This window comes from Escherichia sp. HH26CH, from assembly GCF_009820205.1.
In the GTDB taxonomy this organism is placed as follows: domain Bacteria; phylum Pseudomonadota; class Gammaproteobacteria; order Enterobacterales; family Enterobacteriaceae; genus Escherichia; species Escherichia coli_F.
In genome coordinates this window covers 69,139-91,004 of record NZ_VNXM01000066.1, presented here as the reverse complement: position 1 = coordinate 91,004, position 21,866 = coordinate 69,139, and the positions used below count along the sequence as shown (strand labels likewise).

The window sequence follows — 21,866 nt, the reverse complement described above, 5'->3', positions numbered from 1 at the left end:
GGTTTAACCGCGTGGATTGTGTCTTGCGACGATGGGCACTAAATGTTAAAAGGTGCCCCTCAACAAAAAAGACACACAGGGGAAAGGCGTGAAAAACGCGTCAACCGTATCGGAAGATACTGCGTCGAATAAAGAGCCGACGCTTCATCGCGGATTACATAACCGTCATATTCAACTGATTGCGCTGGGTGGCGCTATTGGTACTGGTCTGTTTCTTGGCATTGGCCCGGCGATTCAGATGGCAGGTCCGGCTGTATTGTTGGGCTACGGCGTCGCCGGGATCATTGCTTTCCTGATTATGCGCCAGCTTGGCGAGATGGTGGTTGAGGAGCCGGTATCCGGTTCGTTTGCCCACTTTGCCTATAAATACTGGGGACCGTTTGCGGGCTTCCTCTCAGGCTGGAACTACTGGGTGATGTTCGTACTGGTGGGGATGGCTGAGCTGACCGCTGCGGGCATCTATATGCAGTACTGGTTCCCGGATGTTCCAACGTGGATTTGGGCTGCCGCCTTCTTTATTATCATCAACGCTGTTAACCTGGTGAATGTGCGCTTATATGGTGAAACTGAGTTCTGGTTTGCGCTGATTAAAGTGTTGGCGATCATCGGTATGATCGGCTTTGGCCTGTGGCTGCTGTTTTCTGGTCACGGCGGTGAGAAAGCCAGTATCGACAACCTCTGGCGCTACGGTGGTTTCTTTGCCACGGGCTGGAATGGGCTGATTTTGTCCCTGGCGGTGATCATGTTTTCCTTCGGCGGGCTGGAGCTGATTGGGATTACTGCCGCTGAAGCGCGCGATCCGGAAAAAAGTATTCCAAAAGCGGTAAATCAGGTGGTTTATCGCATCCTGCTGTTTTATATCGGTTCGCTGGTGGTATTACTGGCACTCTACCCGTGGGTGGAAGTGAAATCTAACAGTAGCCCGTTTGTGATGATTTTCCATAATCTCGACAGCAATGTGGTGGCTTCTGCGCTGAATTTCGTCATTCTGGTGGCATCGTTGTCGGTCTATAACAGTGGGGTTTACTCCAACAGCCGCATGCTGTTTGGCCTTTCTGTGCAGGGTAATGCGCCGAAGTTTCTTACCCGCGTTAGCCATCGCGGTGTGCCGATCAACTCGCTGATGCTTTCTGGGGCTATCACTTCGCTGGTGGTGTTGATCAACTATCTGCTGCCGCAAAAAGCGTTTGGTCTGTTGATGGCGCTGGTGGTGGCAACGTTGCTGTTGAACTGGATTATGATCTGTCTGGCGCATCTGCGTTTTCGCGCGGCGATGCGACGTCAGGGGCGTGAAACACAGTTTAAAGCGCTGCTTTATCCATTCGGCAATTATCTCTGCATTGCCTTCCTCGGCATGATTTTGCTGCTGATGTGCACGATGGATGATATGCGCTTGTCAGCGATTTTGCTGCCAGTGTGGATTGTGTTCCTGTTTGTGGTGTTTAAAACGCTGCGTCGGAAATAAGGCGTTCACGCCGCATCCGACAAAACGAAGTCAACCATCTGAATCTGCTCTCATCCATTCGATGAGAGCGGATTTTTTAATTACTGCTTAAATGCACCCGCCAGAGAGCGAATATCATTGCCGGTTGGTGACTGATGAAGCCGCAGACCAAACTCTTCGACAATCGCAAATATGTGGTCGAATATATCAGCCTGAATACTTTCATATTCCAGCCACACCACGGTGTTGGTAAACGCATAGATCTCGAGCGGTAAACCGTTATCGCCAGGAGCCAGTTGGCGTACCATTAAGGTCATATCTTTACGAATCCGCGGATGGTTACGTAGATATTCGTTCAGATAGGCGCGAAAGGTTCCAATATTGGTCATTCGACGCAGGTTTAATACCGACTCTGTAGAACCTTGCTGGCGATTCCACTCATTAATTTCCTGATGGCGGCTGGTTAAATAAGGTTTTAACAAATGCGCTTTATTCAGACGTTGCATTTCGTCTTCATCAAGAAAATGAATACTGGTGACATCAATGCTGATACTGCGTTTAATACGTCGCCCGCCGGATGCTGACATCCCGCTCCAGTTTTTAAAGGAGTCAGAGACCAGCGACCAGGTGGGAATAGTGGTAATGGTATTGTCCCAGTTACGCACTTTGACGGTGGTTAACCCAATATCGATCACCGCGCCATCCGCGCCGTATTTCGGCATCTCCAGCCAGTCGCCCAGTTTCAGCATATCGTTCGCGGAAAGCTGAATACCTGCCACCAGACCAAGAATCGGATCTTTAAATACCAACATCAGCACGGCAGCCATTGCACCAAGACCGCTGATCAGAATCGCTGGCGATTGACCAATCAGCAGCGAGATCATCAAAATGCCGACCAGAATCGCGCCGATCAGTTTAATCCCCTGAAATATCCCTTTCAGCGGTAACTGAGACGCCGCCGGGAATTTCTGCGCCAGATTCAAAATAACATCCAGCAACGAGAAGACTGAAAGCAGTGCATACATCATGATCCACAACTGCGCGCAGGTGGTTAGAATATCAGCCGCTTCGGTGCCTTTTTGCAGCCAGAATACCGCCTGAATATTGACGATAATCCCCTGCAAGGTGAAAGCTAAACGGTGGAAGAGTTTATTCTGGGTAATGATTTGCAACCATAGCCGTGAACTGGCGATGGCACGTTTTTCGAAGGTCCGTAGTACTACCCAGTGCAAAATAATATGCACTACAACGGCAGTCAGAAAAATAATACCGAAAATCATCACCATCGAGGTGGTGTGATCAAACTCAATACCCGCTAAATCTTCAACCTGGGATATTAAATCCTGCATAACGTCTCCTTTATACAACAGTAGCCTATGATGACGGCTGAAACAGGGTTATGCAAATCAGGATAATCTGAGGGGAAATAGCCGGGCGGATGCCCGGCAAAGGAGAATTACACTTCAGTTATGGTGATGTTTTGCGGCAGACGGGATTTCGGCAGTGTAGCGTTGAAATCTTCGACGCTGTGATGACCTACCGGAACAACCACCAGGCTGGTGTAGCCTTTCTCTTTCAAACCAAATTCTTCATCGAGGATGGCGGCGTCAAAACCTTCGATTGGCACCGCGTCCAGACCCAGCGCCGCAACGCCCAGCAGGAAGTTACCGACGTTGAGGTAAACCTGTTTTGCCATCCACTCAGCATCATCATGCAGATCTTTACGGTGCATATCGGCGAAGAATTTGCGACCTTTATCGTTCGCGGCTTTCGCTTCCGGCGTGGCAAAGCGGCCATCGGCATCTTCCTGGTCAACAACCTGTTTCAGCCAGGCATCGTCCATCGCGGTTTTCGCGCAGAACACCACGACGTGCGAGGCATCAAGCATTTTGCGCTCGTTGAACACGTAATTATCGGCGGCGGATTTGGCAACACGCGCTTTGCCTTCTTCCGTGCTGGCAACAATAAAATGCCACGGCTGGGAGTTGGTGCTGGATGGGCTGTATTGCAGAAGAGTTTTGATCTGCTCGGCCTGTTCCGGGGTAAGTTTTTTGCTGGCATCAAATGCCTTAGTGGAATGACGCTTTAAGGCGACAGAAATGATATCCATAAAGACTCCATGTGTAAGTAATTTTGCGTGCCAGCAGATTACAAGGTTCAACGAGAAATGGTAAGCGAGAAAAATGCGCTATAGATTTTCGCTTTTAGTCTGGGCGCACTCTTTTTTGATCGCGTTTAGATAAGCCATCAACCACTAAATTCCATGAATCATCGATAAGATCGCGCAGTAACGCTTCGGAGATCTCATCGCCTGGATACACTGAAATCCAGTGCTTTTTATTCATGTGATACCCTGGCTTAATGCTCGGGTATATTTGCTGATTTAACAGGGATTTTTGTGGATCGGACTTCAAATTGATAAAGGGGACGCCGCGCAGCTCCGACGACAGCATAAAAATCTTGCCGCCAATTTTAAAGACATCGAACTCCGGGCCAAAAGGCCAGCAAAGCTCGACAAAGGGTAACTCAAAGGCCAGGCGTTTCGCCGTTTCGTGCAGTGATTGCTTATCCATAAACGTTCCTTTAGGCGAAGGAGAATAAGCAAAGTATGCCGTGAAGTACGGCGATAATCGACGTTTAATCCGCCAGCGAGAACCAGCGTCGCCAGATAAAGCGCAGAACAAAATACTCAATAGCGCCCAGCACTAAAAACCACAGACAAAACAATAAAGTGTAAAGCTGGCTAAGATCCATCAGATGGAACATGGTCACCAGTTTTTGTGCCAGCGTCAGCCCCAGTGCGGGGGCGGGCAGCAGCAGGCAAGAGAGGAAAGCCATCAGCAAAATGCCTGCTGCGGTGGTTAAGGTTTCTAAAGGGTGTTTCATAACATTGTTAAATGTAAGTTAAAACACCATTGTCAGGGATATTCTTCTGTAAGGCAATTCCCGACTTATTCTCCGGCCCAAATCTCACAATGCTTTTTCACCAGTCCAATCAGAGAGCCGCCATCGGCGACGAAATCACGCATCAGCTGCGCTTCATTCAGACCGCTGACGACCTGGCGATGCAGGGCCTCAATCGCGCTCGATGCACCCATTTTATGTGCCGAAGGGGCGATTTTTTCCAGCAATCGCAAGGTGTCTTCCGTTAGTGGCCGACGATCGCCAGTGTGCGGATCGGTAATGGCACCTTCCAGCCCATAACGGCAAGCCTGGAAGCGGTTGAATTTATACAGCAGGTAATCTTTCTCCTGATGTTTGAACGGGCGTTCCGTCAGTAACCAGTGGGCGGTGGCCTGAATCAATCCCGCCATATTTACCGCGTGGCTAAGGGTTAATGGGGTATCCATCACCCGAACTTCCACCGTGCCAAAATGGGGGCTGGGGCGAATATCCCAGTGCAGATCTTTAATGCTGTCGATCATCGTGGTGTAACTCAGACAACGAAACAGGGCTTCAAATTGTTGCCAGTTACTGACCCAGGGCATTGGGCCATTGTCGGGAAAGGCGGAAAAAATATTCGGTCTTGAGGAGGCAAAACGCGTATCCGTTCCCTGCATATACGGCGAAGCGGCAGAAAGGGCGATAAAGTGCGGCACAAATCGCGACAAGCCGTGCAGCAAATAAATGGCGTCATCGCCACTGGCGCAGCCAACATGGACATGCTGACCAAAAACGGTCGCCTGCTGAATGAGATAACCAAAGTTTTCCAGCGTTCGTTGATAGCGTTCGTTATCGCATACCTCCTGACGCTGCCATTTCTGAAACGGGTGCGTGCCACCGCCGCAAATTTCCAGATGATGGTCTGCGGCTGCCTGCAATACGACTTTCTGCATCGCTGAAAATTGCCCGGCAGCTTGGTTGATATCACGGCAAACATCAGTCGCCAGCTCCAGCATACTTTCGGTGATATCGTGCTTTACCTCCCCGGCCGTGATCTTATTTTTAACCGCGTCAATCAGCATTGAAGAGTCCTGGCTTAAGTCATAGCCCGGCGGATTAACCACCTGCATTTCCAGTTCAATACCGAGGGTAAAAGGTTCAGAAACATGAAAATCGGGTAATGGCATAGGTTTCTCTTATGTTGGCGTTTTCATTTCAGTATAGAAGTGGGAGCGGCCGGGGGAGATGCGGAAGTTCTGGAATGTTTCTTTTTTTTGGTGATGGTGAACTGATTGTGACTGAAGCAATTTGGCTACTTTTGCAATGTGCCAAGTTATGGCATAGCTGGCTGGCGGCGGAGAATTTTGACGATTGAGGGGCGAAGGAAAAACTGGCTTAGTTTCGGTTGATCTAATGCGTAGTGAGAAGTCCGAAATAAGACCAACTGTATAAATAAACAGCTATTTTGCTAAGGAAGGGTAAGATGACTGCGGGTGCCTGAAGCTTTCCGGTTTCAGGTTTACTCTGAGGTCTGGAAAGATGAAGCCCCAGGAGATATTTCTATCAACCCTGGGGCCGCCACTCCAAACCAGACAATTTGGATGGTAGTCCCTTCTTCGCATGGAGGCAATATAAACATGCTGACGAAATATGCCCTTGTGGCAGTCATAGTGCTGTGTTTGACAGTGCTGGGATTTACGCTTCTGGTCGGCGACTCGCTGTGTGAGTTCACCGTAAAGGAACGTAATATTGAGTTCAGGGCTGTTCTCGCTTACGAACCGAAGAAGTAGCCGTTGTGCGGGGAGTAATCCCCGCATATCCGGTTGTCAGGTCAGGATGGTAAGGCACCTGCTTTACATTTTCGCCCGCGGTCAGCAATGGCTGCGGGCGATTTCGTTTAACTGGCATGGGCGATAATACCAATGAAAAGTCCGGAACAGGATTTACTGTATAAATAAACAGCCATTTTGCTAAGGAAGGGTAAGATAACGGCGGGTGCCTGAAGCTTTCCGGTTTCAGGTTAACTCTGAGGTCTGGAAAGATGAAGCCCCAGGAGATATTTCTATCAACCCTGGGGCCGCCACTCCAAACCAGACAATTTGGATGGTAGTCCCTTCTTCGCATGGAGGCAATATAAACATGCTGACGAAATATGCCCTTGTGGCAGTCATAGTGCTGTGTTTGACAGTGCTGGGATTTACGCTTCTGGTCGGCGACTCGCTGTGTGAGTTCACCGTAAAGGAACGTAATATTGAGTTCAGGGCTGTTCTCGCTTACGAACCGAAGAAGTAGCCGTTGTGCGGGGAGTAATCCCCGCATATCCGGTTGTCAGGTCAGGATGGTAAGGCACCTGCTTTACACTTTCGCCCGTGGTCAGTGATGGCTGCGGGCGAATCGTACCAGATGTTGTCAATTAATCGTGTTGGCACAGCGTTATGACTATTTTTTCTTTTATCTGCCAGTGCACAGCAAACTGCTCATCCTCTAGTCGAATGATGATCTGCTGTTTATTCCAGCTAATTATCTGATAATCCAGAAAACCTTGAGCGGCCTGTATCTTGCTTGCCTTAAATGCGCTCTCTTTGGCGGAAAATGCCAGTGTCAGCGCCAGAGAAAAGGTTAAACCGCATTCTGCGAGTCGCTCGTGTTCTGCTGGTGTAATAATGTTGTCTGTCAATTCTTTTGCGGTTTGTACAGAGAAAATCTCTTCGATATCAATGCCAATGGGTTGACGGGATACCACTGCCAATGCCGTAGTCCCGCAGTGGCTGATACTGCCAAATACCCCCGCAGGCCACATAGGTTGGCGTAGATCGCCGATTGCGGGCACACATTTAAGGCCACATTCCCGCAAGGCATAAACAGCAGCGATCCGTCCGGCTAAATGCTCTGTTTTGCGTTTCTGTCCAGTGTGTTGCAGTTGAGCGTATTGCGGCAGCCAGAGTAAATCCTGTTCGTGAAAACTTGCTGGATCGAACTCAACAAAATGCAGCGTATGTCCGGCAAAGGGGAGGGAGGTATGCGTAGTTTTCATATCGACCATATTAGAGACTGATGACAAACGCAAAACTGCCTGATGCGCTACGCTTATCAGGCCTACACTATCCTGCAATATATTGAATTGGCAAGATTTTTGTAGGCCGGATAAGGCGTTCACGCCGCATCCGGCATGAACGACGCGCACTTTGTCAACAATCTGACGTTAGCATCAGAAGTGAGTGTTTACGCTCATATACCACGTACGTCCCGGCTCGTTATAGGTATACGCGCCGGCACCCGCGATATAGTTGGCTCCTGCCAAATCGCCCGTGGTCTGGGCATTACCCGCACGCCACAAACGCTTGTCGAACAGGTTGTCCACGCCGCCGGTCAGACTGACATTCTTCGTCACATCCCAGGTCGCGCTCAGGCCAACAATGCTGTAAGGGCTAATTTCTTTGGTTTCCGGTCCAACCGCTGGCTGGCCTTTATAGTTGTACTTCTTCGGCTGCTGCTTGCCGTACCAGGTGAAGGTCGTTTGCATCGACAAATCTTCCCGTGCCTGCCAGCTCAGCGTTGAGTTCAACGTATATTCCGGGATGATCGATAAACGGTCGCCCGTAGTTTTGTTTTCACTCTTCAGCATATAAGTGATGTTATTGGTCCACATCACCGTTTCGCTAACCGGCACATTTAACGATCCTTCCAGACCTTCAACCACCGCTTTCGGCACGTTATCCCACTGATAGAGATCGGTGCCGACTGCGTTTTGCCCTACAGCCACATAGCCCGCTTCAATCTTATTGCGATAATCGTTACGGAACCAGGTGACACCCGCCAGCCAGCCGTCGCGTTTGAACTCCAGACCAATCTCTTTGTTGATGCTGGTTTCCGCTTTCAGGTCATCATTACCTTGCAAATAGCAGCCGCCCGCGCTGGCATAGCAGCCCTGACCTTTACTGTAGAGAATGTAGTTCGGGTTAGTCTGGTACAGGCTCGGCGCTTTATAAGCACGGGCGATGCCCATTTTCAGCGTGAAGTCATCGCCTAAACCTTGCGATATATTCAGCGCCGGACTCCAGTTATTGCCGACAATGCTGTGATGATCGAAACGCAGCCCCGGCGTTACGATGGTGCTGTCAGTCAGCTCCATGTTGTTTTCGGCAAATAGCGAGAAAATTTCTGCCTTTGAATATGGGCTACGGTCAGTGGCACTTACACCATCAATAGCACCGCCGGTATTCGTTCCGGTCAGCGCCTGGGTGTTGGAACTTAAGTCCTTCATCCGCTGCTGATTCCACTCAGTTCCCAGCGTCAGCGTCTGGTTAACGAGGAAATCAATCGGCAGGTTAACTTCGCTGTGCAACATCACGTCATCAAGATCGATATCGACGAAATCTTGTGTCGCTTTTTCGTTAAATTTCCCTTCGGTGCCGCCCGCCAGGCCTTCCGGAATACGCGAGTTACGGGTGTGTTCGTACTGCACCCAGTTGCTGGTGGTCACGCCGTTATCCCAGCCACCGTTCCAGGTCAGCGAGTAGTTCTGGCGATACAGGCGGTTGGTTTCATCGCCATATTTAGAGCGAGTGTAAGCGTCAGAGTTGGTGTTCTGGGTGTCACCCGCATACAGGTTACCCTGGCGGCTGTAGCCCGCTTCAAGTTCGAGTGACTGCATAGGGGCGAAGTCCCAACGCACCACGCCATTGATATCTTTGTTGATCACCCCTTCGCGCCCGGCTGGTAACGTCGTGGCATAGGTTCCGGCACGCGCGGACTGATGGCCCTGGTTAATATCCCACGCATCAGCCTGAGTTTTGTCGAGGTTGCCATATAAACGGAAGCTGAATTGGTCGCCCAGCGGACCGGTCAAGCTGAAGTTGGTGCGTTTGGTGGCACCTTCCTCTTTATGCTCTGGCGCATTGAAATAAGCATCCCATGAGCCGTGCCACTCGCCGCTGCCTTTTTTGGTAATGATGTTAACCACGCCGCCCGCCGCACCGTTGCCATAACGCGCAGCTGCCGGACCACGCAGAACTTCAATACGTTCAATCATTTCAGGCGGCACCCAGGAGGTATCACCACGGGTATCACGCTCGCCACGCCAGCCCTGACGCACCGAGTTACGGCTGCTGACAGGCTTACCGTCAATCAAAATCAGCGTGTTTTCCGGACCCATGCCGCGAATATCAATCTGGCGGTTATTACCACGCTGACCACTAGTGGAGTTACCTGTCAGGTTAACGCCAGGCATGGTACGAATGATCTCCGATACATCGCGGGCAACCGGGTTTTTGCGGATTTCATCTGCGGTGATGGTCGAAACGCCAGGCGCCTGCAAGTTCTGCTCGGCGGCGGTAACGACAATAGTATCGTCATGTGAAACAGGAGTATCGGTTGGCTCTTGTGCCTGTGCTACCCCATAAATCCCCAGATTGACCAACAAGGCCAGGGAATGAATCTTCTTGTTCATTGTTTTATTCCTGCATTTTTGCCACGAATTGCAACTGTCGGGCGTAGTCGTCATCAATACGACGTATCCCGCTACCGCGAAAACCTTTGATCCTGAAAGACACGCAGTGCAGTTGATTAATTAATGTCCGCGCTTCCCACGGCGCGCCATTACGCTATTGCAAATGCAAATAGTTATCAATAATATTATCAATATATTTCTGCAATCAATGAAAAATTGCACAGTAAACATGGGGTTATGGTGTGACGGCGTTAAAAGTAGGAAGTGAGAGCTGGTGGCAGTCGAAACATGGCCCGGAATGTCAGCGTCTGAATGACGAAATGTATCAGGTCACTTTCTGGTGGCGTGATCCACAAGGTTCTGAAGACCACTCGACGATAAAGCGCGTATGGGTCTATATCACTGGCGTGACCGATCACCATCAGAACAGCCAGCCCCAGTCGATGCAGCGAATTGCAGGGACCGATGTCTGGCAGTGGACGACACAACTCAATGCCAACTGGCGCGGCAGCTACTGTTTTATTCCTACCGAACGTGATGACATTTTTTCTGCACCATCACCTGATCGCCTCGAATTGCGCGAAGGCTGGCGAAAACTATTACCCCAGGCGATAGCCGATCCGCTGAATCCACAAAGCTGGAAAGGCGGGCGAGGGCACGCTGTTTCTGCACTCGAAATGCCGCAAGCGCCCCTGCAACCAGGATGGGATTGTCCGCAAGCGCCAGAAACGCCTGCCAAAGAAATTATCTGGAAAAGTGAACGGTTGAAAAATTCACGCCGTGTATGGATTTTTACCACCGGCGATGCAACAGCAGAAGAACGTCCGCTGGCAGTTTTACTTGATGGCGAATTTTGGGCGCAGAGTATGCCCGTCTGGCCTGTGCTGACTTCGTTGACCCATCGTCAGCAACTTCCTCCCGCCGTGTACGTGTTGATCGACGCTATCGACACCACGCAACGTGCCCACGAACTGCCGTGTAATGCGGATTTCTGGCTGGCAGTACAGCAAGAGTTATTACCCCAGGTGAAAACTATCGCCCCCTTTAGCGATCACGCCGATCGCACCGTGGTCGCAGGGCAGAGTTTTGGTGGACTTTCCGCGCTGTATGCCGGACTGCACTGGCCTGAACGCTTTGGCTGTGTATTAAGCCAGTCGGGATCGTACTGGTGGCCGCATCGGGGCGGGCAGCAAGAGGGCGTGTTACTTGAACAGCTCAAAGCTGGTGAAGTTAGCGCCGAAGGTCTGCGCATTGTGCTGGAAGCAGGTATTCGCGAGCCGATGATTATGCGGGCCAATCAGGCGCTGTATGCGCAATTAGCCCCCCTAAAAGAATCCATTTTCTGGCGTCAGGTTGACGGCGGACATGATGCGCTTTGTTGGCGCGGTGGCTTGATGCAGGGGCTAATCGACCTCTGGCAACCACTTTTCCATGACAGGAGTTGAATATGGCATTCAGTAATCCCTTCGATGATCCGCAGGGCGTGTTTTACATTTTACGCAATGCGCAGGGGCAATTCAGTCTGTGGCCGCAACAGTGCGCCTTACCGGCAGGCTGGGATGTTGTGTGTCAGCCGCAGTCACAGGCGTCCTGCCAGCAGTGGCTGGACGCCCACTGGCGTACTCTGACACCGGCGAATTTCATTCAGCAGCAGGAGGCGCAATGAGCCAGCATTTACCTTTAGTTGCCGCACAGCCCGGCATCTGGATGGCAGAAAAACTGTCGGATTTACCCTCCGCCTGGAGCGTGGCGCATTACGTTGAGTTAACCGGAGATGTTGATGCGCCATTACTGGCTCGCGCGGTGGTTGCCGGATTAGCGCAAGCAGATACGCTGCGGATGCGTTTTACGGAAGATAACGGCGAAGTCTGGCAATGGGTCGATGATGCGCTGACGTTCGAACTGCCAGAAATTATCGACCTGCGAACCAACATTGATCCGCACGGTACTGCGCAGGCATTAATGCAGGCGGATTTGCAACAAGATCTGCGCGTCGATAGCGGTAAACCTCTGGTTTTTCATCAACTGATACAGGTGGCAGATAACCGCTGGTACTGGTATCAGCGTTACCACCATTTGCTGGTCGATGGCTTCAGTTTCCCGGTCATTACCCGCCAGATCGCCAACATTTACTGTGCATGGATGCGTGGCGAACCAACACCGGCTTCGCCGTTTACGCCTTTCGCTGATGTCGTGGAAGAGTACCAGCAGTACCGCGAAAGCGAAGCCTGGCAGCGTGATGCGGCATTCTGGGCGGAGCAACGTCGTCAACTACCACCGCCCGCGTCACTTTCTCCAGCCCCTTTACCGGGGCGCAGCGCCTCGGCAGATATTTTGCGTCTGAAACTGGAATTTAACGGCGGGGAATTCCGCCAGTTGGCTACGCAACTTTCAGGTGTGCAGCGTACCGATATAGCCCTTGCGCTGGCGGCTTTGTGGCTGGGGCGATTGTGCAACCGCATGGACTACGCCGCCGGATTTATCTTTATGCGTCGACTGGGCTCAGCGGCGCTGACGGCTACCGGACCCGTGCTCAACGTGTTGCCGTTGGGTATTCACATTGAGGCACAAGAAACATTGCCGCAACTGGCAGCCCGACTAGCGGCACAACTGAAAAAAATGCGTCGTCATCAACGTTACGATGCCGAACAAATTGTCCGTGACAGCGGGCGCGCGGCGGGAGAGGAACCGCTGTTCGGTCCGGTGCTCAATATTAAAGTATTTGATTATCAGTTAGATATTCCGGGGGTACAGGCGCAAACCCATACCCTGGCAACCGGTCCGGTTAATGACCTTGAACTGGCCCTTTTCCCGGATGAAAACGGTGATTTGAGTATTGAGATCCTCGCCAATAAACAGCGTTACGATGAGCCAACGTTAATCAAGCATGCTGAACGGCTGAAAATGCTGACGGCGCAGTTTGCCGCGGATCCGGCGCGGTTGTGCGGCGATGTCGATATTATGCTGCCAGAAGAGTATGCACAGCTGGCGCAGATCAATGCCACTCAGGTTGAGATTCCAGAAACCACACTGAGCGCGCTGGTGGCAGAACAGGCGGCAAAAACGCCGGATGCTCCGGCACTGGCAGATGTGCGTTACCAGTTCAGTTATCGGGAAATGCGCGAGCAGGTGGTGGCGCTGGCGAATCTGCTGCGTGAGCGCGGCGTTAAACCTGGCGACAGCGTAGCGGTGGCACTACCGCGCTCGGTCTTTTTGACTATGGCGCTACATGCGATAGTTGAAGCAGGTGCGGCCTGGCTACCGCTGGATACGGGCTATCCGGACGATCGCCTGAAAATGATGCTGGAAGATGCGTGTCCGTCACTGTTAATCACCACCGATGATCAACTGCCGCGCTTTAGCGATATCCCCAATTTAACCAGTCTTTGCTATAACGCCCCGCTTACACCGCAGGTCAGTGCGCCGCTGCAACTTTCACAACCGCACCACACGGCTTATATCATCTTCACCTCCGGTTCCACCGGCAGGCCGAAAGGGGTGATGGTCGGGCAGACGGCTATCGTTAACCGCCTGTTATGGATGCAAAACCACTACACGCTCACAGGCGAAGATGTTGTTGCCCAAAAAACGCCGTGCAGTTTTGATGTCTCGGTGTGGGAGTTTTTCTGGCCGTTTATTGCCGGGGCGAAACTGGTGATGGCTGAACCGGAAGCGCACCGCGATCCGCTCGCTATGCAGCAATTCTTTGCCGAATATGGCGTAACGACCACGCATTTTGTACCGTCGATGCTGGCGGCGTTTGTTGCTTCGTTGACGCCGGAAACCGCTCGCCAGAGTTGCGCGACGTTGAAACAGGTTTTCTGTAGCGGAGAAGCCTTACCAGCCGATTTATGTCGCGAATGGCAACAGTTAACCGGCGCGCCGTTACATAATCTTTATGGCCCGACAGAAGCGGCGGTGGATGTGAGCTGGTATCCAGCCTTTGGTGCTGAACTTGCAGCGGTACGCGGCAGCAGTGTGCCGATTGGCTACCCGGTGTGGAACACGGGCCTGCGCATTCTCGATGCGATGATGCATCCGGTGCCGCCGGGTGTGGCAGGCGATCTCTATCTGACCGGTATTCAACTGGCGCAGGGGTATCTTGGACGACCCGATCTGACCGCCAGCCGCTTTATTGCCGATCCTTTTGCCCCTGGCGAACGGATGTACCGTACCGGAGACGTTGCCCGCTGGCTGGATAACGGCGCGGTGGAGTATCTCGGGCGTAGTGATGATCAGCTAAAAATTCGTGGTCAGCGGATTGAACTGGGCGAAATCGATCGTGTGATGCAGGCGCTGCCGGATGTCGAGCAAGCAGTTACCCATGCTTGTGTGATTAATCAGGCGGCAGCCACCGGGGGGGATGCGCGTCAACTGGTGGGCTATCTGGTGTCGCAATCGGGCCTGCCGCTGGATACCAGCGCATTGCAGGCGCAGCTTCGCGAAAAATTGCCACCGCATATGGTGCCCGTGGTTCTGCTGCAACTGCCGCAGTTACCACTTAGCGCCAACGGTAAGCTGGATCGCAAAGCCTTACCGTTGCCGGAACTGAAGGCACAAGCGTCGGGGCGTGCGCCGAAAGCGGGCAGTGAAACGATTATCGCCGCGGCGTTCTCGTCATTGCTGGGTTGTGACGTGCAGGATGCTGACGCTGATTTCTTCGCGCTTGGCGGTCATTCGCTACTGGCAATGAAACTGGCAGCACAACTCAGTCGACAGTTTGCCCGTCAGGTGACGCCGGGGCAGGTGATGGTCGCGTCAACCGTCGCCAAACTGGCAACGGTTATTGATGGTGAAGAAGACAGCTCCCGGCGCATGGGATTTGAAACCATCCTGCCGTTGCGTGAAGGTAATGGCCCGACGCTGTTTTGTTTCCATCCAGCATCTGGTTTTGCCTGGCAGTTTAGCGTGCTCTCGCGTTATCTCGATCCTCAATGGTCGATTATTGGCATCCAGTCTCCGCGCCCTCATGGCCCCATGCAGACGGCGGCAAACCTGGATGAAGTCTGCGAAGCGCATCTGGCAACGTTACTTGAACAACAACCGCAAGGCCCTTATTACCTGCTGGGGTATTCGCTGGGCGGTACGCTGGCGCAAGGGATTGCGGCACGGCTGCGTGCGCGTGGCGAACAGGTGGCATTTCTTGGCTTGCTGGATACCTGGCCGCCAGAAACGCAAAACTGGCAGGAAAAAGAAGCTAATGGTCTGGACCCGGAAGTGTTGGCGGAGATTAACCGCGAACGTGAAGCTTTCCTGGCGGCACAGCAGGGAAATACTTCAACGGAGCTGTTTACCACCATTGAAGGCAACTACGCTGATGCAGTGCGCTTGTTGACCACTGCCCATAGTGTTCCGTTTGATGGAAAAGCGACGCTGTTTGTTGCCGAACGCACGCTTCAGGAGGGGATGACTCCCGAACGGGCCTGGGCACCATGGATTGCGGAGCTGGATATCTATCGTCAGGATTGCGCACATGTGGATATTATCTCGCCGATGGCGTTTGAAAAAATAGGGCCAATTATTCGTGCGGCGCTAAATAAGTAAATTTATATTATCTATAAACCCATAATTACAATAAATGATTATGGGTTTATTATTTATTTAATTTATCAATTTAACGGATATTTCTCTGAAATAGAGTGAATGTTGCATTCAGTGAGAGGAATTTACAAACTTCAGCTTCGGATAATTCTCACCAACTGGTAAAGTGAGCGCCGTGGAGATTTCCCCCTATTGGACTCATTTTCAGGTTATACCCCATGTCATCAATGAATATTAAACAGGGAAGTGACGCTCATTTTCCCGAGTATCCTCTGGCGTCGCCCAGTAATAATGAAATTGATTTACTTAATCTAATTGAAGTTTTATGGCGGGCCAAAAAAACGGTCATGGCGGTCGTTTTTGCGTTTGCCTGCGCAGGATTGTCGCTCTCTTTCATCCTGCCGCAAAAATGGACCAGCTCCGCCGTCATTACTCCCGCTGAGGCTATTCAGTGGCAGGACCTGGAGAAAAACTTTACTAAACTGCGCGTTCTGGATCTTGATGTTAATCTCGATCGTAATGGAGTATTTAATCTATTTATCAAGAAGTTTCAGTCTATTAGCTTACTGGAAGAGTACCTGCGCTCATCACCTTATGTGATGGACCAATTAAAAGAGGCGAAAATAGACGAACTGGATTTGCATCGCGCTATCGTCGCATTGAGCGAAAAAATGAAAGCGGTTGATGACAATGCCAGTAAGAAAAAGGATGAACCGTCACTGTATACCTCCTGGACGCTAAGTTTCACCGCGCCAACCAGTGAAGAGGCGCAGACCGTTTTGAGCGGGTATATCGATTATATCTCTGCGTTGGTGGTGAGAGAGTCGCTAGAAAACGTCCGTAATAAACTGGAAATCAAAACCCAGTTTGAAAAAGAAAAACTGGCTCAGGATCGCATTAAAACGAAAAACCAACTTGATGCAAACATTCAGCGCCTCAATTATTCACTCGACATTGCCAACGCGGCAGGAATTAAAAAGCCCGTTTATAGCAATGGTCAGGCAGTTAAAGATGACCCCGACTTTTCTATTTCTCTCGGCGCAGACGGTATTGAACGTAAACTGGAAATTGAAAAAGCGGTCACTGACGTTGCGGAGCTGAATGGTGAATTACGTAATCGTCAGTATCTAGTCGAGCAATTAACAAAAACAAATGTCAACGATGTGAATTTTACGCCGTTTAAATATCAGTTGCGTCCGTCATTACCGGTAAAAAAAGATGGTCCGGGTAAGGCGATTATCGTGATCCTTTCTGCGTTGATCGGCGGTATGGTGGCTTGTGGTAGCGTGCTGTTGCGCCATGCCATGGCATCCAGAAAACAGGATGCCATGATGGCAGACCACTTAGTTTAAATCTTCGCGGTTGAAGGTGCCGTTCGTCCGAGCGGCACCACAAGCGGAGTTCCGGCTACCGGATCGTCAATGATCATGCAACGCAAACCATAAATACGCTCAATCAGTTCAGCAGTGACAATCTCTTTTGGTGCTCCCTGAGCAACAATTTTCCCTTCCCGCAATGCAATCAAATGGCTGGCGTAACGACAGGCCTGATTAAGATCGTGCAGCACTGCCGCCAGGGTATAGCCTTTCTCGCGGTTCAGTTCGCTTAGCAGTTCCAGTAGATCAATCTGATGACTGATATCCAGCCAGGTGGTGGGTTCATCGAGTAGCATAATCGCCGTTTCCTGGGCCAGCACCATCGCGATCCACGCTCGCTGACGTTGCCCACCGGAGAGGGTATCAACGCTTTGATTTGCCAGATGAGTTATTCCTGTGGCCTGCATCGCTTTCGTTACCGCTTCTTCATCTTCTTTACGCCAGCGGGTAAACAGCGGTTGATGCGGGTAACGCCCGCGCGCTACTAACTCCTGCACGGTGATATCTCCCGGCGTGGTGGCGTTTTGCGCCAGTAAACCAATCCGGCGTGCGACCTCTTTACTGGCGTAATGTTGAATGTGCTCGCCATCCAGCCAGACATGCCCGTGAGCAGGTGTCATCAGGCGGCTTAAGGTACGCAGTAACGTGGATTTACCGCAGCCATTTGGCCCGATAATCGCTGTGAAGTGACCATCAGGAATTTCTACAGTCAGATTTTCCGCAACGGTATATTTGCCATATCCGAGGGTTAACTGTTCGCCGCGCAAACGGGCTACTGATTCGGTCATTTTTTGCGAGACTCCTGAATTAACAAGACGATAAGATAAATACCGCCGAGGCTGACGGTAACGACGCCAACCGGAAGTTGATACGGCATAAACAGTTGTTGAGCACAGAGATCGGCTGCCAGCAGTAACAGCGCACCGCACAGCGCTGCCTGGGTTAGACCCCAGCGAGCGGTGCCGCTGATACGGCGGGCAATGTGTGGCGCGACTAAAGCAATAAAGGAAATCGGCCCCGCCAGGGCAGTGGCAGCTGCGGTAAGTACTACGGCGACCAGCATCATTAACAGCCGTGAACGTTCGACGCTGACGCCTAACGCACACGCGGTGTCATCACCCATCTCCAGCAAGCGCATCCGCCTTACCAGTAAGGCGGCGGCAATTAGCATCAATATAATGATGGGCGCGGAGGGCGAGGTTTTTGCCCACGTCAGGCCATTGAGCGATCCGGCATTCCACAAACCCGCTGTTAACGCCGTTTCTAAAGACGCTTTCAGCAACAGCCAGGTATTAAAGGCCACCAGCATGGCGCGAACGCCGATGCCGATAATAATCAACCGAAAGGTGTCGATACCGTTACGCCAGGCAAGCAACCAGACCAGCAGCGAAGTGATAATGCCGCCCGCCATTGCTGCCAGCGCGATAGCCGTCAGGTCCTGACCAAACAGCACCATCGCTACCAGTACGCCGCTCCACGCTCCGGTGTTAAAGCCCATTACGTCAGGGCTGCCGAGTGGGTTACGCATCAACGACTGAAAAATCGCGCCGCTGACGCCCAGTGCCGCACCAATCAACAGTGCCATTAGTACCCGCGGTAAACGCCATTCGGTGACCACCATTGTCATACTGCGCGGTGCGTCACCCATCAGCGCGGCAAATACCTGAGAGGTTTCCAGCGTGACGGCACCGCTGCGTAATCCCCACACGCTTGCCATCACACAAGCTATTAGCAACAGCAGACAGGTGATAATTAATCGACGAGAGACGTAAATCATGCGCCACCTCGCGTTTTACGTCGTACAAGGAAGATCAGCACTGGTGCGCCAATAAAGGCACTGACTACAGAAACGCGCAGTTCGCCGGGAACAATCACTCGCCCGATAATATCGGCAAACAGCAGCAGGGCAGGTGTGGCGAGCAGCGTGACGGGCAGCGACCAGCGATGATCGGCACCTACCAGCCAGCGCGCCATATGCGGCATCATCAGGCCAATAAAGGCAATCGGGCCAACTACCGCCGTCGCACTACCACAAAGCACGGTAATCGCCAGCAGCCCAATCAACTGTGTGCGTGCTACGCGACTGCCCAGCGCCGTCGCGGTGTCACTGCCAAGGCTTAAACTGTTCAGCGCGCGGCTCAGTAATAGCGCAGTTGCTCCAGCGATCAGCACCGGGATCAGCACCACTTTTAAGGTGTGTAAATTACGAATATCCAGCGAACCGGCTTGCCAGAAACGCAGTTGATCGTAGACGTCGGGATTAAGCAGGGCGATGCCGCTGGTCAGCCCTTCCAGCACCGCCGCCAGTGCCACGCCCGCCAGGGTTAAACGCACCGGACTTAACTGCCCGCCGCCCTGGCTGCCGGTAAAGGCAACAATCAACGAGGCCACCAGCGCCCCGGCGAAGGCCATCGCCAGTTGTTCCTGCGCGGATGAGTAACCAAACAGCGCCGCGCCCAGCACAATGGCAAAGCTGGCTCCGGCGTTCACGCCAAGCAAGCCGGGGTCGGCAAGTGGGTTTCGGGTGAGGGTTTGCATTAACGCCCCGGCAAGGCCAAGCGCGCCGCCTGCCAGCAAACCGGCAAGGGTACGCGGCAGTCGCGCGTCGAGCACGATGGTGCAGTCGGCGCTCTGGCAGGTGCCGGAGAGGGCCTCCAGCACTACGGAGACGGGGAGTGATTTTGCTCCAATGAGCAGGCTTAATGCCGTCGCGATAATCAGTAATAACAGCAATCCGGGCACGGCAATGGCGCGTGTCACGGCAACAGAACCAGACATACGAACTTCCATGATAATGAAATTAATTATCGTTATCGATCTTATTTGGATATGTTAGCATGTGCAGCCTAAGAATAGGTATTTAAAATATTTGATGGCAAGGCATTGTAATGAATAAACAATCCTGGCTGCTTAACCTCAGCCTGTTGAAAACGCACCCGGCGTTTCGCGCAGTATTCCTCGCTCGTTTTATCTCTATTGTTTCTCTGGGTTTGCTCGGCGTCGCGGTGCCAGTGCAGATCCAGATGATGACGCATTCTACCTGGCAGGTGGGGCTTTCGGTGACGCTGACCGGCGGGGCGATGTTTGTCGGCTTGATGGTCGGCGGTGTGCTGGCGGATCGCTATGAGCGCAAAAAAGTGATTTTGCTGGCGCGCGGCACCTGTGGCATTGGCTTCATTGGTCTGTGCCTGAACGCGTTACTGCCGGAGCCGTCTTTGCTGGCAATCTATTTACTCGGATTATGGGATGGCTTTTTCGCGTCACTTGGCGTTACGGCGCTTCTGGCGGCGACTCCGGCATTAGTTGGGCGTGAAAATTTAATGCAGGCCGGGGCAATCACCATGTTGACCGTGCGGCTGGGATCGGTAATTTCGCCCATGATTGGCGGCTTACTGCTGGCGACTGGCGGCGTAGCCTGGAACTACGGGCTGGCGGCGGCGGGCACGTTTATTACCTTGCTACCGTTGTTAAGCCTTCCGGCGCTACCTCCGCCACCGCAGCCGCGTGAGCATCCGTTGAAATCATTACTGGCAGGATTTCGTTTTCTGCTCGCCAGCCCGCTGGTAGGAGGGATTGCGCTGTTGGGTGGTTTATTGACGATGGCGAGCGCGGTGCGGGTACTGTATCCGGCGCTGGCTGACAACTGGCAGATGTCGGCGGCACAGATTGGTTTTCTCTATGCGGCGATCCCGCTCGGCGCGGCTATTGGCGCGTTAACCAGCGGTAAGCTGGCACATAGCGCGCGACCAGGGTTATTGATGCTGCTTTCCACACTGGGATCGTTCCTCGCCATTGGTTTGTTTGGCCTGATGCCGATGTGGATTTTAGGCGTGGTTTGTCTGGCGCTGTTCGGCTGGTTGAGCGCGGTTAGTTCGTTGCTGCAATACACAATGCTGCAAACGCAAACCCCGGAAGCGATGTTAGGGCGGATTAACGGTTTGTGGACGGCACAAAACGTGACGGGCGATGCTATAGGCGCAGCGCTGTTGGGCGGTCTGGGAGCGATGATGACGCCGGTGGCCTCCGCAAGCGCGAGTGGTTTTGGTTTGTTGATTATCGGCGTGTTGTTGTTGCTGGTACTGGTGGAGTTGCGTCGTTTTCGCCAGACGCCGCCGCAGGTGACAGCGTCTGACAGTTAATGCTTAGAACAGCGCCTTAAGCCGATCCAGCACTTGCATGGCGCTGTAGTAATCCAGTCGGAACGTCTCGGTTCCCAGCGCATAAACCTGCTTGTTTTGTACTGCAGGCAGGTGCGCGAGCAGTGGATTGGCATAAATCGCATCGGCGTCTTTCTGATCACCGGCGAACAGGAATAGCGACTCGCCATTTAACCCTGCCGCCAGATTTTCCCCACCAAGCTGAATGATGTCATGGCGTTTGCCCTGGCTTTGGCTGGCGTTTAAGCCTGCGGGCAACCTGGCCAGCGTAAAGCCGAGTTGTTCCAGCATCTGCCCTTGTGCTGATTCAGGCGTCCAGAGATTGGCACTGTGTGCAGCGGCGGTATAGACAATGGCAGTGACCGGCTGCGGAGGTAATTTGATTTGCTCTTTCGCCGCCGCCAGTTGCTTATCAAACTGCGCAATCCGCTCTGCCGCTTGTTTCTCATGCCCGGTAATTTCGCCAAGCTGCGTTAACAGTGACTGCCAGCTTTTGTCGTCGTAATTGATGATTAACGTCGGGGCGATGGTGGAAAGCTGATCGTACAGCGCCAGCGCCGAATCACCGCCGGTTGCGCTAATTAAAATCAGATCCGGCATTTGCGCGGCCACCGCTTCGGCACTTGGTTCACCGATATAGAGCCGTTGCAGTTTGCGTTCTTTCGCCACCTTGCTCCACTGGCGTAAAAAGCCCTGGTCATCTGCTACGCGGTTATTCGGCGTGGTCGCGCCGCTGGCGATCACCGGAGCATCAATCGCCAGCAGTGAGCCGGTCAGGGTGACGCTGGTGGAAACAATACGTTGCGGCTGGCTTTCCAGGGTATGAGTACCACGACTGTCAGTAATCTGACGCGGCCAGTCGGCAGCCTGAACTGCGGATATTCCTGAAAGCAAAAGTCCTGCTAAAAGAAGGGCGTTGCGGTAGAGCGGGGCGAGTCTCACAAATCAGCTTCCTGTTATTAATGAAGTTAATGCTTCTCATTTTCATTGTAACCACAAGCAGATGCAACCCCGAC

The 21,866-nt window shown here is 52.4% G+C and carries 19 protein-coding genes and 2 pseudogenes; 8 read left to right on the top strand and 13 right to left on the bottom strand.

What is annotated here, in order from left to right; translation table 11 throughout:
• The first annotated feature begins 88 nt into the window (after window positions 1-88).
• On the top strand, window positions 89-1,465 hold the full coding sequence (gene pheP, locus FQ015_RS21530) for a phenylalanine transporter (protein ID WP_032183580.1): 1,377 nt from the start codon (window positions 89-91) through the stop codon (window positions 1,463-1,465).
• Window positions 1,466-1,545: 80 nt separating this feature from the next.
• On the opposite strand, the gene ybdG is transcribed toward pheP, so the two are convergent.
• The 6 genes and pseudogenes from ybdG to FQ015_RS24665 form a co-directional block, all read right to left on the bottom strand.
• A complete protein-coding gene (gene ybdG, locus FQ015_RS21525; RefSeq protein WP_001153126.1) occupies window positions 1,546-2,793 on the bottom strand; it encodes a mechanosensitive ion channel YbdG in 1,248 nt (415 codons plus the stop codon).
• 107 nt (window positions 2,794-2,900) lie between these two features.
• Entirely contained in the window at window positions 2,901-3,554 is a 654-nt protein-coding gene (gene nfsB, locus FQ015_RS21520) for an oxygen-insensitive NAD(P)H nitroreductase (protein ID WP_000351455.1), read from the bottom strand.
• 94 nt (window positions 3,555-3,648) lie between these two features.
• A complete protein-coding gene (locus FQ015_RS21515) occupies window positions 3,649-4,017 on the bottom strand; it encodes an MmcQ/YjbR family DNA-binding protein (RefSeq protein WP_160524487.1) in 369 nt (122 codons plus the stop codon).
• A gap of 64 nt (window positions 4,018-4,081) precedes the next feature.
• The gene (locus FQ015_RS21510) at window positions 4,082-4,330 is read right to left on the bottom strand and encodes a DUF1158 domain-containing protein (RefSeq protein ID WP_000682518.1); all 249 of its coding nucleotides are present in this window, start codon (window positions 4,328-4,330) and stop codon (window positions 4,082-4,084) included.
• 65 nt (window positions 4,331-4,395) lie between these two features.
• Window positions 4,396-5,514, bottom strand: a complete 1,119-nt coding sequence (locus FQ015_RS21505) for a YbdK family carboxylate-amine ligase (RefSeq protein ID WP_160524486.1) — start codon at window positions 5,512-5,514, stop codon at window positions 4,396-4,398.
• 223 nt (window positions 5,515-5,737) lie between these two features.
• Window positions 5,738-5,996 (bottom strand): annotated as a pseudogene (locus FQ015_RS24665) (hypothetical protein).
• Between FQ015_RS24665 and hokE (FQ015_RS24005) the strand changes: the two are divergent.
• Window positions 5,965-6,117, top strand: a complete 153-nt coding sequence (gene hokE, locus FQ015_RS24005) for a type I toxin-antitoxin system toxin HokE (RefSeq protein ID WP_000956467.1) — start codon at window positions 5,965-5,967, stop codon at window positions 6,115-6,117. The pseudogene FQ015_RS24665 and the gene hokE (FQ015_RS24005) sit on opposite strands and share 32 nt — an antisense overlap.
• Window positions 6,118-6,224: 107 nt before the next feature.
• On the opposite strand, the pseudogene FQ015_RS24660 reads toward hokE (FQ015_RS24005), so the two are convergent.
• Window positions 6,225-6,498 (bottom strand): annotated as a pseudogene (locus tag FQ015_RS24660) (hypothetical protein).
• Between FQ015_RS24660 and hokE (FQ015_RS21495) the strand changes: the two are divergent.
• Window positions 6,467-6,619 (top strand): type I toxin-antitoxin system toxin HokE, encoded by a 153-nt coding sequence (gene hokE, locus FQ015_RS21495; protein WP_000956467.1) that lies wholly within the window; start codon window positions 6,467-6,469, stop codon window positions 6,617-6,619. The pseudogene FQ015_RS24660 and the gene hokE (FQ015_RS21495) sit on opposite strands and share 32 nt — an antisense overlap.
• 121 nt (window positions 6,620-6,740) lie before the next feature.
• On the opposite strand, the gene entD is transcribed toward hokE (FQ015_RS21495), so the two are convergent.
• The gene (entD, locus tag FQ015_RS21490) at window positions 6,741-7,361 is read right to left on the bottom strand and encodes an enterobactin synthase subunit EntD (protein ID WP_160524484.1); all 621 of its coding nucleotides are present in this window, start codon (window positions 7,359-7,361) and stop codon (window positions 6,741-6,743) included.
• A gap of 174 nt (window positions 7,362-7,535) precedes the next feature.
• Window positions 7,536-9,776 (bottom strand): siderophore enterobactin receptor FepA, encoded by a 2,241-nt coding sequence (gene fepA / locus FQ015_RS21485; RefSeq protein WP_001034939.1) that lies wholly within the window; start codon window positions 9,774-9,776, stop codon window positions 7,536-7,538.
• Window positions 9,777-10,018: 242 nt separating this feature from the next.
• Between fepA and fes the strand changes: the two genes are divergently transcribed.
• The 4 genes from fes (at window position 10,019) to wzz(fepE) (ending at window position 16,669) form a co-directional block, all read left to right on the top strand.
• On the top strand, window positions 10,019-11,221 hold the full coding sequence (gene fes, locus FQ015_RS21480; protein WP_160524483.1) for an enterochelin esterase: 1,203 nt from the start codon (window positions 10,019-10,021) through the stop codon (window positions 11,219-11,221).
• Window positions 11,222-11,223: 2 nt separating this feature from the next.
• Window positions 11,224-11,442: an MbtH family protein gene (locus FQ015_RS21475; RefSeq protein WP_000885808.1), complete on the top strand. Its 219-nt coding sequence runs from the start codon at window positions 11,224-11,226 to the stop codon at window positions 11,440-11,442.
• Window positions 11,439-15,320: an enterobactin non-ribosomal peptide synthetase EntF gene (entF, locus tag FQ015_RS21470; RefSeq protein ID WP_160524482.1), complete on the top strand. Its 3,882-nt coding sequence runs from the start codon at window positions 11,439-11,441 to the stop codon at window positions 15,318-15,320. The genes FQ015_RS21475 and entF overlap by 4 nt, the downstream gene beginning before the upstream one ends.
• 215 nt (window positions 15,321-15,535) lie before the next feature.
• The gene (gene wzz(fepE), locus FQ015_RS21465; RefSeq protein WP_160524481.1) at window positions 15,536-16,669 is read left to right on the top strand and encodes an LPS O-antigen length regulator Wzz(fepE); all 1,134 of its coding nucleotides are present in this window, start codon (window positions 15,536-15,538) and stop codon (window positions 16,667-16,669) included.
• On the opposite strand, the gene fepC is transcribed toward wzz(fepE), so the two are convergent.
• From fepC to fepD, 3 genes are read right to left on the bottom strand one after another with little or no spacing between them, the layout of a single operon-like run.
• A complete protein-coding gene (fepC, locus tag FQ015_RS21460; RefSeq protein ID WP_039021062.1) occupies window positions 16,666-17,481 on the bottom strand; it encodes an iron-enterobactin ABC transporter ATP-binding protein in 816 nt (271 codons plus the stop codon). The two genes, wzz(fepE) and fepC, sit on opposite strands and share 4 nt — an antisense overlap.
• The gene (gene fepG / locus FQ015_RS21455; protein WP_000640941.1) at window positions 17,478-18,470 is read right to left on the bottom strand and encodes an iron-enterobactin ABC transporter permease; all 993 of its coding nucleotides are present in this window, start codon (window positions 18,468-18,470) and stop codon (window positions 17,478-17,480) included. The genes fepC and fepG overlap by 4 nt, the downstream gene beginning before the upstream one ends.
• The gene (fepD, locus tag FQ015_RS21450; protein WP_160524480.1) at window positions 18,467-19,471 is read right to left on the bottom strand and encodes a Fe(3+)-siderophore ABC transporter permease; all 1,005 of its coding nucleotides are present in this window, start codon (window positions 19,469-19,471) and stop codon (window positions 18,467-18,469) included. Before fepD ends, fepG begins: the two co-directional genes overlap by 4 nt.
• Before the next feature lie 110 nt (window positions 19,472-19,581).
• On the opposite strand from fepD, the gene entS reads away from it, so the two are divergent.
• The gene (gene entS / locus FQ015_RS21445) at window positions 19,582-20,832 is read left to right on the top strand and encodes an enterobactin transporter EntS (RefSeq protein WP_001041789.1); all 1,251 of its coding nucleotides are present in this window, start codon (window positions 19,582-19,584) and stop codon (window positions 20,830-20,832) included.
• A gap of 3 nt (window positions 20,833-20,835) precedes the next feature.
• On the opposite strand, the gene fepB is transcribed toward entS, so the two are convergent.
• Window positions 20,836-21,792, bottom strand: coding sequence for a Fe2+-enterobactin ABC transporter substrate-binding protein (gene fepB / locus FQ015_RS21440; RefSeq protein ID WP_160524479.1), 957 nt, complete (start codon window positions 21,790-21,792; stop codon window positions 20,836-20,838).
• Window positions 21,793-21,866: the final 74 nt, after the last annotated feature.

Bases quoted from the DNA above. Each gene is read 5' to 3' on its own strand.
- ybdG (WP_001153126.1), bottom strand. From the start codon at position 2,793: ATGCAGGATTTAATATCCCAGGTTGAAGATTTAGCGGGTATTGAGTTT.
- nfsB (WP_000351455.1), bottom strand. From the start codon at position 3,554: ATGGATATCATTTCTGTCGCCTTAAAGCGTCATTCCACTAAGGCATTT.
- FQ015_RS21515 (WP_160524487.1), bottom strand. From the start codon at position 4,017: ATGGATAAGCAATCACTGCACGAAACGGCGAAACGCCTGGCCTTTGAG.
- FQ015_RS21510 (WP_000682518.1), bottom strand. From the start codon at position 4,330: ATGAAACACCCTTTAGAAACCTTAACCACCGCAGCAGGCATTTTGCTG.
- FQ015_RS21505 (WP_160524486.1), bottom strand. From the start codon at position 5,514: ATGCCATTACCCGATTTTCATGTTTCTGAACCTTTTACCCTCGGTATT.
- hokE (WP_000956467.1), top strand. From the start codon at position 5,965: ATGCTGACGAAATATGCCCTTGTGGCAGTCATAGTGCTGTGTTTGACA.
- hokE (WP_000956467.1), top strand. From the start codon at position 6,467: ATGCTGACGAAATATGCCCTTGTGGCAGTCATAGTGCTGTGTTTGACA.
- entD (WP_160524484.1), bottom strand. From the start codon at position 7,361: ATGAAAACTACGCATACCTCCCTCCCCTTTGCCGGACATACGCTGCAT.
- fepA (WP_001034939.1), bottom strand. From the start codon at position 9,776: ATGAACAAGAAGATTCATTCCCTGGCCTTGTTGGTCAATCTGGGGATT.
- FQ015_RS21475 (WP_000885808.1), top strand. From the start codon at position 11,224: ATGGCATTCAGTAATCCCTTCGATGATCCGCAGGGCGTGTTTTACATT.
- entF (WP_160524482.1), top strand. From the start codon at position 11,439: ATGAGCCAGCATTTACCTTTAGTTGCCGCACAGCCCGGCATCTGGATG.
- fepC (WP_039021062.1), bottom strand. From the start codon at position 17,481: ATGACCGAATCAGTAGCCCGTTTGCGCGGCGAACAGTTAACCCTCGGA.
- fepG (WP_000640941.1), bottom strand. From the start codon at position 18,470: ATGATTTACGTCTCTCGTCGATTAATTATCACCTGTCTGCTGTTGCTA.
- fepD (WP_160524480.1), bottom strand. From the start codon at position 19,471: ATGTCTGGTTCTGTTGCCGTGACACGCGCCATTGCCGTGCCCGGATTG.
- entS (WP_001041789.1), top strand. From the start codon at position 19,582: ATGAATAAACAATCCTGGCTGCTTAACCTCAGCCTGTTGAAAACGCAC.